This is a genomic window from Methanolobus sp. ZRKC5 (genome assembly GCF_038446525.1).
GTDB lineage: Archaea > Halobacteriota > Methanosarcinia > Methanosarcinales > Methanosarcinaceae > Methanolobus.
Genome location: NZ_CP151792.1, coordinates 69,895 through 84,584 on the forward strand (window position 1 = coordinate 69,895; position 14,690 = coordinate 84,584).

Here is a 14,690-nt window from a genome sequence, read left to right on the forward strand (position 1 = left end):
TTATGGCAAAAGATAAATTCTTCACAGATTCACGAGCAAACCTACTTGATGACCCCATAGGTTTCTTGCAATCATTCATCATGTTGGCAGTTCCATCAGCGGCTTTTATATGGATTTTAGTAGCTGGCACTTATGCTGAAAATACAGGTCATGGATTTGCAGGGTGGTTGTTATTATCCTTCTATAATCTTGTAGACAAAATCACTTCATTCATAGTTGAAACGTTTATAGAAGTAGTTATATATGCTGTTGTTATAGTGGTTCTTGTGACATCTGTTTTAGCAGCCTTTGGAATAAAAAAGTAATAAAGGATTGCTTGTTACACGTATAGCCTCTCAACCAATCTCTTCCTTGCTGGAGTGAATAAATTAATCTTTTCACCCATTATCAAAGCCTCTCCTATGGTTTTCTTTGTTGTCTGGAAAGTCTTCCTATCAATTCCCCATTCCTCAGCTATCTTTTGAGGTAAATTGATTATTTCCTGTGCAATCCGTTTTTCATCGATGAACAATGAAAACAGACTGAGATTCCATACAACTCGCATTCATTTTCTATCTACTCCTGTAAAGTCAATAGAGGGTAATTGGGTCAGCGGAGTATAGACCAGGTCTCTTAAACTTGTCAAGAATCCTGTTTAGGAGCTGGCAACATGGAGCATAGCGGCAGCCGAGGAAGAAAAGGAAGCGGTGCTTAGTATTCATCAATTCAAAATCATCTTATCAGGCGATCATGTGACAGGCAACAAAACCCATTTTTCTAACGGGAGGGATATTTCATAAGTTAGCAATTATGCTAAGGTATGGTAGCATCTAATTCAATGCTGCAGTAAAAAACACCTTTAGCGTATTTGCTTTTTAGTCTGGTTGTTTGCAGCATGCCGAAAATTATTGAGAACGAAAAACCCACATACGTTAAAACCTTAATAGTCTTTTTATTATGTCCTCGAGATATGCCGGTTTTAATTTAAATCCTATTTTATAGTCATAACGTATACCATTTTTTATAAATACATAGACCTTAAGGCCATTAAATCAAAACTTACATACGCTAAAGGATTTTTTAAGAAATCAAATTCTAAAAATCTGTTTTTTTGTAGATTGAAGCATTGAAACGCCTTATTTCGAAAATTACTTGTACTATCATGAACTAATTCAGTCTCTAGGATTGATGCAGGGTTTACAGCAAGAATTGTTCCGATGGAAAGCATATATTCTTATTAGGAGTGATTTCATATGTTCTTAGTTTTCGTTGCATTTTGATCGATTCAACTAAAACTAAGAACACTTTTATAAATTCAGACTGTCAAAGTTAGGTTAAAGAAAATACTCAATTATTCTCGTTTTGCAAATTGATGAAGTTGTAAGATAAAACTAAAAATAGGAATAAGGGTCTAGTGTCTCTTTTAAACATCATATTCAACAATTTCATCCGGGGTCAGACGAACCGGATTAATCATTGAAGGCTTCTTGAAGTGTGCGTTTTTGTATCTCCTTCACCTTATCCTTGTGTTCATCCGGTACCAATTCCATTATTTCTTCCAATGCCATACGATAGTGTTGAGATGATTGAGCTACGTTAGTGACCATACCATGAAGCTTTTCGTACTTCGCATCCCCATCTTTTCGCAATGTTTCAAGTTCATAGCGCTCGACCTTGTGTTGCGCATTCTGAGCTTTCAATTTTTGGACTTCTTCTTCAAGTTCCTGGTAGTCCTTAGAATCTGCAACAACAAGTTCCTTCTGGACAATCAAATGCGGTACAAATTTGGAATATTGGTTTTTCAACTCCTGAATTTGTATATCAGTGAGTAATTCTGGGGAAAAATAAGCATCTTTCGCACCACCTAAAGTGTGACCCATGAAAAACTCAACCATCTCAGAGTCAAAACCTGCACTTTTCATCGTTGTATTAAAATGGGTTCGCATATTGTGTGACCGGATTTGATTTATTTCACCTTTTTTGGTGTCTAATCCAGAGCTATTGGATATTTTTTCGTATCTTTTTACAAGTGTATCAGGTAATATGCGCCTAATTTCTTCATCGCCCGCTTTTATGCCTTTTTCCTTGTTACCAGTTTCATATGCATTAGAGATTTGTTTACCAATAAAAAGGTAGCTATCAGGAGTCGTACGTTGCTTATGCTTTGTATTTATGAGTGACTTAATTGTTGTAGGTAGTAGCGTATCGCGCCATCTTAGGTATTCGTCAACTGCTCTTGTTGCCTCTGGCGATAAAAAAGTAATGAAACTTTTATCAGTCTTTTCCCTCCGTGTATCTATAGTTGTTATCAAGGTTTCCGAGTCATATCCATCGTAGTAAGTCTGTAACTTCAATGACGTGATTTCACTTGCACCCATGCCTGAACTAAGACCACATAATATTATTGCCCTATCCTGAAGGTCACATACTGTAAGAGCTTGCTGTATTTCTTCTAATTCCGGTGCTTTTAATTTTGTTGTATTATTTTGTTGTTTTGATTTTTTAGTCCTAGATTTTTTTGGTAATTGAATATCATGGTATTCATAAAAGGAGCGAATGCATTTCAGGTATGTATTGATTGTTGATGGTTTTAGTTTACCATTGCGTCCATTTGCATTTTCAAGATATTCTTTGAATTTAGGAAGCATTACATTTATCTTCCGATTTCTCATTTTTAGCCCATCTTCTACCTCTTTTTCTGCTGATTCAAGTATTTCGTTAGGGGTCATTTTGGCATAATCTGTATAATGCTTCATTGCAACCAAACAGACCTTCCAATATTTGGGAGCTGGTTCAATGTTAACATTCCAAATATCCATTGTTGTATCGTTTTTCAATTCAGATAATTCCACTTTAATCACTATATAAGTAAACGCAAACTTCCATATTTATACTTTTTTACTTCGGAAAACTTCTTTCTTTATATTTTTACCATATCACAATTATCAATTCACACTTAACTCCACAATAAAAATCATAGGCTTTACAGAAAAAAACGGGGTCACTACGCCATCAATTCTACCTCCAACCTCCACAACCTTCATAATTATGGCATGTGTATCGAAACTTCCCCTGTAAAGCCTTTGACACTTTCAATCTCACTTTATTTTGCTATTTTTCTTGAATTTCTCGTGTACATAGGCTCGAATTCCTTGTGCATTACTTTAATTAGTGTACACAAAAGTACACGGTAAAACTCACTATAACTGTGATGGTGCAAATTCAAATATGATACTATCCAAGTTTGACAGTAAAAAGTAATAAATGTGCTCTTAATTTTGTTTATATCGACAAAAATGCAAACAAAACTAAGAACATATGGGGTTATCTCTAATGAGAATATATGCTTTTCTATCGGAACCATTCTGACTGTAAATGAACTTTATGATGTCCTTGATCTATCAACTGTTTTTTGTAAACACAAACAGAATGGAATTGACATTAACGGCCTGTTAAAATCTCTTGTGAGCTATAAGCTCACAGATAATTTTAGTATAAGAAAAGCTCATCAATGGATTAACCGTAATGAGGTTCTTGATATTTTCAACCTTCCTGAATTCAGTGAAAGGACACTTTACAGAGTTCTTGAAACTCTAGGGAATAATCGTGAAACGATTATTTCCGATATTCAGGATAGATTATTTGCTCGATATGAATTTGAGCACACGAATATAAACATAGACTGGACGAGCATCGTCCTTTGTGGAAATAAATCCCCACTTGGAAAAAATGGGTATAGTAGAGATCACAGACCCGACAAGAAACAGATTAATTTAGGTGTTTCTGAACTTGCATCCCCTATTAATGAGCCTATAGAAATCATTGTCCAAAAGGGAAATGTGCCTGACCAGGCATATTTTGAGGAAATTTGTTTTCAAGTGAACACAAGATTAAGGGAAGGTTCACTTGTTATTTTTGATAAAGGAGCTAACAGCACAGATAACATTGGCCTGATAATGACAGATAAAATGCAGTATCTGACTGCAAGGAAACTCAATACCAGCGATGACAAGATAATAGCAAAGTTCAGAAGTTATCCTGTTGAGATAGTTAATCCTAAAGATAGTATATATGGCCTGAAAATTGTTAAACCAAGCAGTATAAATCACCTATATTTTTCAGAAAGCTTCAGAAAGAGCAACTTGAATCAAGGGCGAGAAAAATTATGAGGCAGATAGAAGAGGCAAAACAGATACAAAATTTGATTGATAAAAATAAAAATTGCTTAAGATATTCAGGATCAATAATGACCTTGTTGATGTTGTTTATTTATTACAGACTAAGTTGGTGGATCTTGGTGAGCAGGAAGATATCAAACTTCTTAAAGAAAATTTTATTTCTGGTAGAGAGGTATTTTTCTGCCTGAAATCGAGTATAATTTGACACTTAAAGAAGCTCTACAAACATATAGGTAAAAGGATTCTATTGAGAAGATCATCAATTCTCCAAAGAATGAGATTGAGATTAAACCATTGGAGTATGGTCTGATGCTAGTCTTTATGGCACTATAATTATTGGGTTCATTGCACAATTATTCATATCGCTGATGTGATATGAGTTCAATGAACTCAAACATAAGTCCACAAAATTCATTAAAAAAAGCTTATTGAATTTGGTAGTTACCGTGGATTTCCTCAAAAGTCAGGCAAAAAACTATATTAACGCTAACTTTGACCCCATAAATTAACTGATTATAAGGAAAAAATGGGTAAAATCGTAGTAACTGGTATGAAATTGTATAAACTGTCAAATAGGTTTTCCTGACAAAAAAACGAAATATTTGGATTGAAAGCTAAGACATTCTCTTCAATTAAAAGTGATAACTGTCAAACTTGGGTAATAACAAAAAATATATCCAACTGTGAATATATTAGCACTTGCTTATATTACAACCTCAGGAGAATAATTATGGACGATTTTATGCAAGCTGCTATAGAAGAGGCAAAAAGCGGACTAAAAGAAGGAGGAATCCCCATTGGGTCTGTTCTTGTCAGAGATGGAGATATCATCGGCAAAGGACACAATAGAAGAGTCCAACATAATGACCCTCTGGCTCATGCTGAGATAGACTGCATCCGTAGTGCAGGAAGAATAGGGAAATACGACGATACAATTATTTATTCAACACTAATGCCATGTTACCTTTGTGCAGGAGCAATAGTACAATTTGGAATTAAGAAAGTCATTGCAGGTGAATCGGATACTTTTGAAGGAGCTTCCGACTTTATGAAAGAGCACGGTGTCGAAGTTATCGATCTTGACATAGCAGAATGTAAGGAAATTATGAAAGAATTCATTCGTGAAAAGCCGGACATCTGGTATGAGGATATTGGAAAATAAGACCTTATGCTTTCTTGACTGTTGCCCAGAATACACTGCCTTTCCCTTCAGGATTATCACTAATACCTATTTTACCACCGTGCAATTCGATAATCCTTTGAGCAATTGCAAGACCAAGACCTGAACCCTTGACAACTTTTTTCTTTTCACCAAGGCGTTTGAAACGATTGAAGACTAAATCCTTGTCCTTATCAGGTATTCCTTCTCCCAAATCAGAAACCAGCACCTTCCATTCATCAGCGAGGTCCTGCACTTCAACTGACACAACACTGTCAGAAGGACCATATTTTATTGCATTGGAAATAAAATTGATAAATACCCCTTCAATGAGAGAATTCACCATAGCTGGATGTGATTGGCCTAGCTTAAGATCAAGCGTTATGTTCTTTTCCATAAGTTGCGGTTCAAAGTCCTGAACCACATTACGGATGATACTTGCAAGATTCACATATTTGAATGCCAAATCGTTGATATCCTCAAGCATTGCAAGTTTTGCAGCTGATTCAATCATTTCTATAAGACGTGACACATTTTTCTCAATCAGTTGAAGCTTGTACCTCTTACTTTTATCGACCTCTTCCTGTAAAAGCATATCATTGAACCCTTTTATCACACCTGCTGGATTTAAGAGATCATGACGAAGCATATCTGTAAACAGATCTTTAAGCTCATTTGAACTCTTGAGTTGTAATGCATATTGATTCAACTGAGATTCAACTTCTTTGCGTTCGGATATATCCCTTACAACAGAGATTAGCCCTTTATCAAGAGCCGTAAGAGAGGCTTCATGAAAAAAACTACTTCCATCTTTCTTCTTTCCAAGCAATTCGCCTTTCCATTTACCCTTTAAGCTGAACTCGGACAGGATAATATTTGAGAAGATTTCTATTTCAGGATCATTGTAAAGAACATGCCATTTTTCCCCTATGAATTCATCAGGACTATCATATCCAAAGATATGCACAAGCGCATTATTTACATATGTAAAAGTACCTTTTTCGTCCATGATAGCCATCCCATCTATAGAGGCTTCCATAGCACGTGTCTGTATTCTAAGTTCCTCCGCAGCTTTTTTTTGCGTCGTAATATCCATGCCAGAGCAAAGAACTCCTATTATATGACCATTTTCATCCATAAGGGATTTAGAGTACCAGGATATTATACGTTGTTCATTCTGTTTTGTAATCACAGGACATTCATAGTAGCTAATATCAGACCCAGCTTTATGCAACGTACCTGAAATATGCTTTTCCATTTCCGGCTTCGATGCCTCTGGAATAAAATAATGAAGCAAGTTTTGCCCAATAACTTCTTCCTCATTAGCGTAACCCAGTATATCAAGACCCATCTTGTTTATGAGAGAGACATTCTGTTCTAGATTGAGAACCATCATCAGAACTGCCGCTACATCAAGGTAATTTTGGGCCTGATCACGTTCTCTTATCAGGTTATCATGAAGGGCTTTTATACGAAGTAAAGAATTCACCCTCATTTTAAGTTCAAGCCTGTCAACAGGCTTTATGAGAAAATCATCTGCATTGACCTCTATACCCCTTAAACGTTCATCCCTTGCAGACAAAGCAGTAACCAGAACAACAGGTATGAATTGAGTAATTTCCGAGCTCTTTATGCGCTCGCAAACACTATAACCGCTAATATCAGGCATCATTACATCAAGAAGTACAAGATCAGGCATTTCTCTGGAAACAATGTCCAACGCATCGTACCCATTATACGCGAACAAGACATCATAATCCGATTTGAGGTAAGCCTGAAGCAACTCAACGTTCAGTGGCTCATCGTCCACAACAAGAATACGGGGTTTATCAGATGGCATCATAATCTATTTTTAAAAAACATATAAGCGCTTTCTTTTAACCCGTCAGCAAAATACTACAAAGGTATTAATTGTTACGCTATTACTCGTTTTTGTATTAGATTTACCTGACTGAATCTTACAAATAAACAAGCAATTCTATGGTTCAAGAATAGTTTATAATACTTAAGGATTTCCAGGTACTTTTATACGATTTTTTAATGAAATGTATCAATGAACCTATTAGATGTCCTGTGATAATATCCTACCATACGCCGGTTATTCCAAATCCAAAAGGAACTCAAAGCAAATTAGCAAGCAACTGAGCAAATATCAAAGAGCTAAGAACCGTCGCTATCATGGAATTCATACCTTTTTCAGTGCATTGGCCGTATGATGTTGCAAGTTCAGCCATAATGTTAAAAAATTGAATTGTCAAAGTTGGGTTTGATTATAAAATCATCAAAAATAAATTGGAAATTTAATCATTACATTGCATTCAAACATTGAATCAAAGAAACTATATCCTTTCAAAGAGTATGAACATGCAGAATCATATCACTTTTCTGAACAGAGAATAAATCATGGCAAGCCAAAAAATGATAGTGAAGGATGTCATTAAGAAATCAGACGTCCTTCTGGAAGTAGTTGATGCCCGTTTTCCCGATGATACCAGGAATAGTGAGATAGAACACGATCTTGGACGTCTCAATAAACCGTTCATCATAGTACTCAATAAATGTGACCTTGTATCAAAGGATAAACTTGAAAAGGCAAAATCCCGCATGGCAAAAATAGCACCTACTATTTTTGTGTCCTCAAAAGAGAAATATGGGACCACAATGTTGAGATTTAAAATACTGGAAGTTGCAGATATACAGGACCGGAACATAAAAGTTGGTTGTATAGGATACCCTAACACCGGAAAATCCTCGGTTATCAACAGCGTTGTCGGAAGAGGTAAAGCTCCAACATCATCAATCTCCGGGCATACAAAAGGTGTACAAATAATCAACGCAGGCTCACGAATTGTATTTCTGGATACACCTGGCGTTTTTCCCCTGGATGAACGTGATGAATACATACAGGGACTACTGGGAATAAAAGACTCAACTCACCTGAAAGACCCTATAGGAGTAGCACTAAGGATTATCGAGAAACTAGTCGTTGAAGACAAAGAAACGCTTGAATCATTTTACAAAGTAAGCATCGGAGATGAGAATTCCTATGACATACTTGAAATGATAGGATTACAAAGTAATTTCCTGAAGAAAAAGGGCAAAATTGATGAAACCAGAGCTGCCGTCAAAATAATCAATGACTGGCAAAAAGGATTACTCCGTTTAGATGATATATAAGTTAGATTGAATTACCAATAAGAGGCATTGAAATGGTAGAGTGGAAAAAAGATATCGGACTGGAAGGAAGAATGATACTGACGATGTTCCTGCTAGCGGCAGTTTATCTTGGTTTCCTGGTTTTCCTTGTGTCCATGGGTACACCCCAAACATTCATGCTCCTGTTCATCGCATTGTTCATGGGAGCACAATACTATTACTCGGATAAGCTGGTCCTCTGGACAATGAAAGCTAGAGTTGTTTCAGAATCAGAAGAACCAAAGCTTCATGAAACAATTACCAGACTATGTGTTATCGCTGGCCTGCCAAAACCAAAGGTCGCAATTGTAGACACCTCAGTACCCAATGCCTTTGCAACGGGAAGAGGTCCTAAGAATGCTGTTGTTGCTGTAACCACTGGCCTGATGCGCAAGCTTGACCAGGGAGAACTGGAAGCAGTGCTTGCACATGAACTTAGCCATGTGAAAAATAGGGACATGGCAATATTGACAATCGCGAGTTTTATCTCAACTCTGGCATTCTATATTGTAAGATACAGTTTCTATTTTGGTGGTTTTGGAGGCGGTCGCAGGAATTCAAATGGTGGTCTGGTAGCCATTTGGATCGTTTCAATATTGGTATGGATCATTAGTTTTCTTCTTATTCGTGCTCTTTCAAGGTACAGGGAATTTGCAGCAGACAGAGGGTCAGCAGCCATAACAGGAAACCCTGTGAACCTTATCTCTGCACTAAGAAAAATAAGTGGAACAATGGCAAACGTGCCTACTGAAGACCTGCGTAAGGTCGAAGGTATGAATGCCTTTTTCATAATACCTGCAGTATCCGGTTCTATGATGAATCTGATATCAACTCATCCATCCATGGAAAAAAGGATTGAAGCACTTGAAAAGATACAGAGGGAGATTGAACTCTGATGGGTTTTCGTGATATGTTCAATTCTGTGCTTGGAAGAAGCAAAGTGCCTGAAGCAAAAACGGACAGGCTTTTTGCCATATCAACTGCAGTCATAACCCTCGAACTAAACCTGAATCTGAAACCTTCTGCAGTAGCAGGGATATGTTTCAAATCTATGGGCATGTCAAAATACGAAAATACAAGGGAAGAAATAGAACAGCTTCTTAAGTTCAGTACCAAAGAAACAGGAACAGATTACAACATTCAAAAGGATGAATACAATTTTCTGTGGGTGATATTGAAAGACAAGGACTTTGAAGACCTTGTAACTAACATACATATGATATCCCAGACCCTTATAGAACAGAATTTCGGGGAACAGATATTGTGTGCAGTTTATAGGTTTGAAAGTAATGGACCTGTTTACTGGATATATAACTTCAAACAAGGAAATTACTATCCTTTCGTTCCCACGGGAAAGAGCAAAAGAGATAATCCAATGGAACTAAGGCTCAAATCTTTGATGGAAAAGGAACTACCAATCGAAAAAGAAGTGGGAAAATGGTACCCTCTCTGGAGTATGCCTTTTTAGGTCATAAACCATGAGTTAGATCAATACCATTTAAACCATTGATTTCAATCTTCAAATACCCCGACACCTGTAAAGATTTCCTTTGCTTCCTCGAATGTCAGGTCGCCTGGTGGTACAATAATATTGGATTCCACAATATCAGAATCATCAAGCTGCTTTCCATTAGTTTTTATCATATCAATGAGCTTTGAGAGTTTTACCCCGTATTCTTCTTCGTTTCCTTTAGATACGAGTTCCACTATTTCATTATCAATCACATTCAGCTCATCGAAAAGACTGCTCGGTACTTCATACTGGCCTTCACTAACTATTCTAATGATCATTTACCTGCCTCCTTTTTAAGTTTCTCAATTTCAAGGTCGACACTTGAATTGGCATTTATCTTTGCAAGTTCCCTGTCAATATCATCGCCGCTGCTTGTAAGATCATCGAGTGTACCCACTTCTATGAGCTCATCAAGTGCAGATGCACGAGCTTTCATCTGGTCAGTTTTATTCTCAGCTCTTTCTATTGCCATACCCACGTCAGCCATTTCTTCACTTATACCTGACACGGATTCATTTATCTTGACTTGAGCTTCAGCTGAAGAATACTGGGCTTTGATGGTTTCCTTCTTTGTCCTGAAAACTTCTACTTTGGTCGAAAGGCGCTTCTCGGCTGCAACAAGTTTTTCTTGTTCTTTTTCAATGTCAGCTATCTGCTGGTCAAGACCCTGGACCTGTATTGCAAGAGCACTCTTCCTTTCAAGAGCCATACGTGCCAGATCTTCTCTGTCAGCCTGTATAGCTTCCTTTGCCTGCCCATCAAGTTTCTCAATGCTCTGTGACAATTTTGATCGCTGCAACTGAAGTCTCTTTTTTGATGTTGTTACTTCTGCAACACCTCTTTTTACACCCTGTAACATTTCCAGTTGCTTCTCATAAGAATAATCAAGTGTTTCCCGGGGATCTTCCACTCGATCCATTAATTTATTCATTTTTGATTTGACTACTGTTCCCATCCTGTTGAACAATCCCATGTTATTCCTCCTGAAAAGTAAAGATAATAAAGGTATAAAGTTCAAATGGCATAAATGCCTTCCCAATTTAAATGTTCACTGCAACAAATAAGAGCAACTATACTTTTAGATAGGATTACGATATATAGGATAACATACAGAATTTCTGATGGAGAAGCAAACTATGGTCAATACAGATTACGATGACGAAAATATATTCAGAAGCCAGAGACTTGCCGTATTTGCTGACGTACAGAACATGTTCTATTCTGCAAGAAATAATTATTCTGACAGTCGCTTGGATTACGAAAAATTGCTTGCCACGGTACTGAAAGGCAGACAACTTGTAAGAGCAATTGCTTATCTGGTCGAAACAGAAGACATTGATCAGTCAGGATTCAAATACCATTTAAGAAACTTTGGATGGGAACTAAGATCCAAACAACTCAAAATAAGACCAGATGGATCAACTAAAGGTGATTGGGATATGGGAATAGCCATTGATGCAATAGCCATATCTGAAAAGGTAGATACTGTTGTGATTGTCAGTGGTGATGGAGATTTCACAGCTCTTGTAAATCACCTTAAAGCCTGTGGAGTACGTGTTGAAGTTCATTCTTTTGAAAGGAATACAGCAGCGGAACTTATTAGCTCAGCCACAGAATACTATCCAATAGATGAAAGTATACTCCGAAGAAAATAAGAAAAATTTATTTTACTCTTTGGAACAAAACGTAAACCCATTTAAAGATTGAGTTTAATTTACTGCTATGTCAAGCAGGTATAAATTACCAGATCACCTTACACTTATCCATCCGCGTTCATTAAAACATTTGAATCATCATCTGCATGAACTTGTAAAAAGTAGACTCTGGTTAAAGATTCTCATAGGAATGATGCTGGGAATCGTTACAGGACTTATACTTGGGCCTTCCACTGGTATTTTGAGCAAGGAAATATCGTACACCATTGGTGAATGGCTGGCATTACCTGGATATATATTCCTTGCACTTCTCCAGATGATTGTTGTACCACTTGTTTTTGCATCCATTATAAGGGGAATTGCATCTGGCGAAGATATGCAACAACTCAAAAAAATAGGACTTCGTACAGTTGCCTTTTTTCTCGTTACCACTGCACTTGCAATACTTGTAGGGCTTACTCTTGCATTAACAATAAATCCTGGAACTTACATCAGCAGCGAGCTTGTCCAGGATACAATGATGTCAGATACAACACAGATGGAACAAAATGAAATGATCACACCTGGTGTTTCTGAACTTCCTAGCATGATAACTACCATTGTACCAACCAATCCATTGGGATCACTTGCAACCGGAGATATGCTTCAGGTAGTCCTGTTCTCTGTGATTATAGGTGTGGCTCTTGTTTCTATGTCACCTGTGCAATCAAAACCAATGTTAGAGTTATTAGGTTCTTTGCAGGAAGTAAGTATGACAGTTGTCAAATGGAGCATGGCACTGGCCCCAATTGCTGTTTTCGGACTGATTAGCAAATTTACAATCAATCTCGGACTTGATGCATTAATGGGGATGCTGGTCTATGTAGGTACGGTACTGTTGGGACTGTTAATTATGCTCATATTCTATATGATGGTCATCCTGATAGTAACGGGAAAAAATCCGTTGAATTTTATGAGATCAATAAGAGATGTATTATTACTCGCATTTTCCACATCCAGTTCTGCTGCTGTTATGCCACTTTCAATAAAAACGGCTGAGGAAAAAATAGGCGTCAGGCCGTCTATATCCCAATTCGTTATTCCCCTTGGCGCTACAATAAATATGAATGGTACAGCTCTTTACCAGAGCATAGCAGCTGTTTTCCTTGCGCAGGTATTTGGAATAGATCTTGGCTTCGGTGAATTGGTGCTGATAATGATAACTGTAGTTGGAGCCTCAATAGGTACACCATCTACGCCAGGAGTAGGTATTGTAATCCTTGCCCTGATACTGAGCAGTGTAGGAATACCCACTGCTGGTATTGCACTTATTATCGGAGTTGACAGGATCCTTGATATGAGCCGTACTGCGGTTAATGTTACCGGAGACCTTGTCACATGTGTTGTTATGGATAAATGGGTGAACGGAAAGAAAAGTGCTAATGAAGAATTCATTGAAGTCGCAAAACGTGAAGCACAAAGAAGAGTACTTGGAGAAGATGTCATTATTACTGCACGTAACTATTCAGCCTGGCACGATTTGCCTATTGGTACTGATTTCATCGAAATAGAGATGTCTGCTCACTAACAATCTAACAATCAAAAAAGCAATCAATAGCAACAATCAAAATAAATGATCCTAATGAAATTTACGTTTCAACTTTTTGTCAAGATTGTTATTGATAGCGTTTTTATCAGGCTGAATAGTTACTACTGCACAGGAATAAAAACAAACTTTTTTCTGGCAACCAATTTAGTTCATTTTAGATTCCTGCCACGCAAAGCGTGGTTTTGGTTTATTTTTACGATTAAAACAGATGACATTCAATTAAAGCCATCCTTCAACACCATATATTTCAAGTTTGGCAGTCAAAATTAATAAAAGTGTTCTTAGCTTTGTTGTAGTCGACAAACATGCAACAAAAACTAAGAACAGATGAGATTATTCCAAATGAGAATATATGCTTTCCTATCGGAACTATCCTGGCTGTAAATCAATTTTACGATCTACTTGATCTTTCCACTGTTTTTTGTAAACACAAACAGAATGGAATTGACATTAACGACCTGTTAAAATCTCTTGTGAGCTATAAGCTCACAGATAATTTTAGTATAGAACTTATCTCAAAACGTCTCTTGAACTTTATTTCAACATAGTAGAAAACATGCAATATCCAGTAGCCCCTTGAAAACAACATTAAGCCTTTCATATCTACTTGCTATTCTTCTGAAACCCATCTTCAACCATGCAAAAAATCGTTCTATTGTTCCTCTTTTATGGTATGACTCATACTCGAACCTTGTGGGCCTTCCTCTTTTTCTATTTTTCTCATTCCTGATATTTACAGGAATGTTACTTTTGATCGCTCTTGATCTCAAGTATTTTCTGATTACAACATTATCATAAGTAGAATCAGCAAGCACTTCTGATGGTCTTGTTCCTAGTCTTCCATCCGTCTTGACCCTGATACTTTCCATGACCTCGATGAAATGCTGACTATCATGCTCTTTTCCAGAAGCAATCTGTATTGTCAAAGGAAAAACTTCGCAACTTACACAAACATGGATCTTTATGCCGTTCCTTTTTTTGTGACTGTTGTATGCGGAATCTTCTCCCCTTTTTTAGTTTCAATGAAACTGCTATCAACACATACGACATCCATGGTGAACTTACCTTTTTGGTAAGCGGAATCCCGAAGGGATTCCATTATCATAGTCCATATTCCTTCCTCAGACCACCTTTTGAGTCTTCTCCAAGCAGTTGCCTGGGAACCATAATTAACTGGCATATCCCCCCATCTGCAACCTGTTATCAGAACAAAGAGAATACCATTGATGACCTTACGGTCATCAGCTCTCTCTCTTCCGGTTATTGGTTGTGGAGGTAAGTGTGGCCTAATAAACTTCCATTGCTCATCAGAGAGTTCTCTGAATTGCATTCATATCCCCATAATAACATTAAGAAAGATAGTATTTATAGTTTTGATATGGGTTCGTGAAAACTGTCAAACTTGGGATACTACTACCGTCAC

Annotated in this window: 14 protein-coding genes and 1 pseudogene; 8 read left to right on the forward strand and 7 right to left on the reverse strand. The window is 37.2% G+C overall.

Going from position 1 to position 14,690, the window contains the following annotated elements; translation table 11 throughout:
• Window positions 1–2: 2 nt before the first annotated feature.
• Window positions 3–305 (forward strand): hypothetical protein, encoded by a 303-nt coding sequence (locus tag WN948_RS00260; RefSeq protein ID WP_342304970.1) that lies wholly within the window; start codon window positions 3–5, stop codon window positions 303–305.
• 14 nt (window positions 306–319) lie between these two features.
• On the opposite strand, the gene WN948_RS00265 is transcribed toward WN948_RS00260, so the two are convergent.
• Entirely contained in the window at window positions 320–544 is a 225-nt protein-coding gene (locus WN948_RS00265) for a hypothetical protein (RefSeq protein ID WP_342304971.1), read from the reverse strand.
• A 904-nt stretch (window positions 545–1,448) separates the two neighbouring features.
• The gene (locus WN948_RS00270; protein WP_342304972.1) at window positions 1,449–2,831 is read right to left on the reverse strand and encodes a site-specific integrase; all 1,383 of its coding nucleotides are present in this window, start codon (window positions 2,829–2,831) and stop codon (window positions 1,449–1,451) included.
• 444 nt (window positions 2,832–3,275) lie between these two features.
• Here WN948_RS00270 and WN948_RS00275 point away from each other — a divergent pair.
• A pseudogene (locus WN948_RS00275) lies at window positions 3,276–4,666 on the forward strand (transposase).
• Window positions 4,667–4,887: 221 nt separating this feature from the next.
• Window positions 4,888–5,319: a nucleoside deaminase gene (locus WN948_RS00280; RefSeq protein ID WP_342304973.1), complete on the forward strand. Its 432-nt coding sequence runs from the start codon at window positions 4,888–4,890 to the stop codon at window positions 5,317–5,319.
• Window positions 5,320–5,323: 4 nt separating this feature from the next.
• On the opposite strand, the gene WN948_RS00285 is transcribed toward WN948_RS00280, so the two are convergent.
• Window positions 5,324–7,156 (reverse strand): PAS domain S-box protein, encoded by a 1,833-nt coding sequence (locus WN948_RS00285; RefSeq protein ID WP_342304974.1) that lies wholly within the window; start codon window positions 7,154–7,156, stop codon window positions 5,324–5,326.
• A gap of 563 nt (window positions 7,157–7,719) precedes the next feature.
• On the opposite strand from WN948_RS00285, the gene WN948_RS00290 reads away from it, so the two are divergent.
• From WN948_RS00290 to WN948_RS00300, 3 genes are read left to right on the forward strand one after another with little or no spacing between them, the layout of a single operon-like run.
• Window positions 7,720–8,493 carry a GTPase gene (locus WN948_RS00290; protein WP_342304975.1) on the forward strand — a complete coding sequence of 258 codons (774 nt, stop codon included), beginning with the start codon at window positions 7,720–7,722 and terminating at the stop codon, window positions 8,491–8,493.
• A 32-nt stretch (window positions 8,494–8,525) separates the two neighbouring features.
• The gene (htpX, locus tag WN948_RS00295) at window positions 8,526–9,407 is read left to right on the forward strand and encodes a zinc metalloprotease HtpX (protein ID WP_342304976.1); all 882 of its coding nucleotides are present in this window, start codon (window positions 8,526–8,528) and stop codon (window positions 9,405–9,407) included.
• Window positions 9,407–9,979 (forward strand): hypothetical protein, encoded by a 573-nt coding sequence (locus WN948_RS00300; protein ID WP_342304977.1) that lies wholly within the window; start codon window positions 9,407–9,409, stop codon window positions 9,977–9,979. Before htpX ends, WN948_RS00300 begins: the two co-directional genes overlap by 1 nt.
• Window positions 9,980–10,023: 44 nt before the next feature.
• On the opposite strand, the gene WN948_RS00305 is transcribed toward WN948_RS00300, so the two are convergent.
• Together WN948_RS00305 and WN948_RS00310 are read right to left on the reverse strand one after the other, a co-directional pair.
• Window positions 10,024–10,302, reverse strand: coding sequence for a hypothetical protein (locus WN948_RS00305; protein ID WP_342304978.1), 279 nt, complete (start codon window positions 10,300–10,302; stop codon window positions 10,024–10,026).
• Entirely contained in the window at window positions 10,299–10,997 is a 699-nt protein-coding gene (locus WN948_RS00310) for a PspA/IM30 family protein (RefSeq protein ID WP_342304979.1), read from the reverse strand. The genes WN948_RS00305 and WN948_RS00310 overlap by 4 nt, the downstream gene beginning before the upstream one ends.
• 163 nt (window positions 10,998–11,160) lie before the next feature.
• On the opposite strand from WN948_RS00310, the gene WN948_RS00315 reads away from it, so the two are divergent.
• Together WN948_RS00315 and WN948_RS00320 are read left to right on the forward strand one after the other, a co-directional pair.
• The gene (locus WN948_RS00315) at window positions 11,161–11,679 is read left to right on the forward strand and encodes an NYN domain-containing protein (RefSeq protein ID WP_342304980.1); all 519 of its coding nucleotides are present in this window, start codon (window positions 11,161–11,163) and stop codon (window positions 11,677–11,679) included.
• A 67-nt stretch (window positions 11,680–11,746) separates the two neighbouring features.
• Window positions 11,747–13,246, forward strand: coding sequence for a dicarboxylate/amino acid:cation symporter (locus WN948_RS00320; protein ID WP_342304981.1), 1,500 nt, complete (start codon window positions 11,747–11,749; stop codon window positions 13,244–13,246).
• A 560-nt stretch (window positions 13,247–13,806) separates the two neighbouring features.
• On the opposite strand, the gene WN948_RS00325 is transcribed toward WN948_RS00320, so the two are convergent.
• Both WN948_RS00325 and WN948_RS00330 read right to left on the reverse strand, forming a co-directional pair.
• Complete coding sequence (locus tag WN948_RS00325) at window positions 13,807–14,232, reverse strand: transposase (protein ID WP_342306504.1); 426 nt, start codon at window positions 14,230–14,232, stop codon at window positions 13,807–13,809.
• Entirely contained in the window at window positions 14,229–14,597 is a 369-nt protein-coding gene (locus WN948_RS00330) for a transposase (RefSeq protein ID WP_342304982.1), read from the reverse strand. The genes WN948_RS00325 and WN948_RS00330 overlap by 4 nt, the downstream gene beginning before the upstream one ends.
• Between the last annotated feature and the right edge of the window lie 93 nt (window positions 14,598–14,690).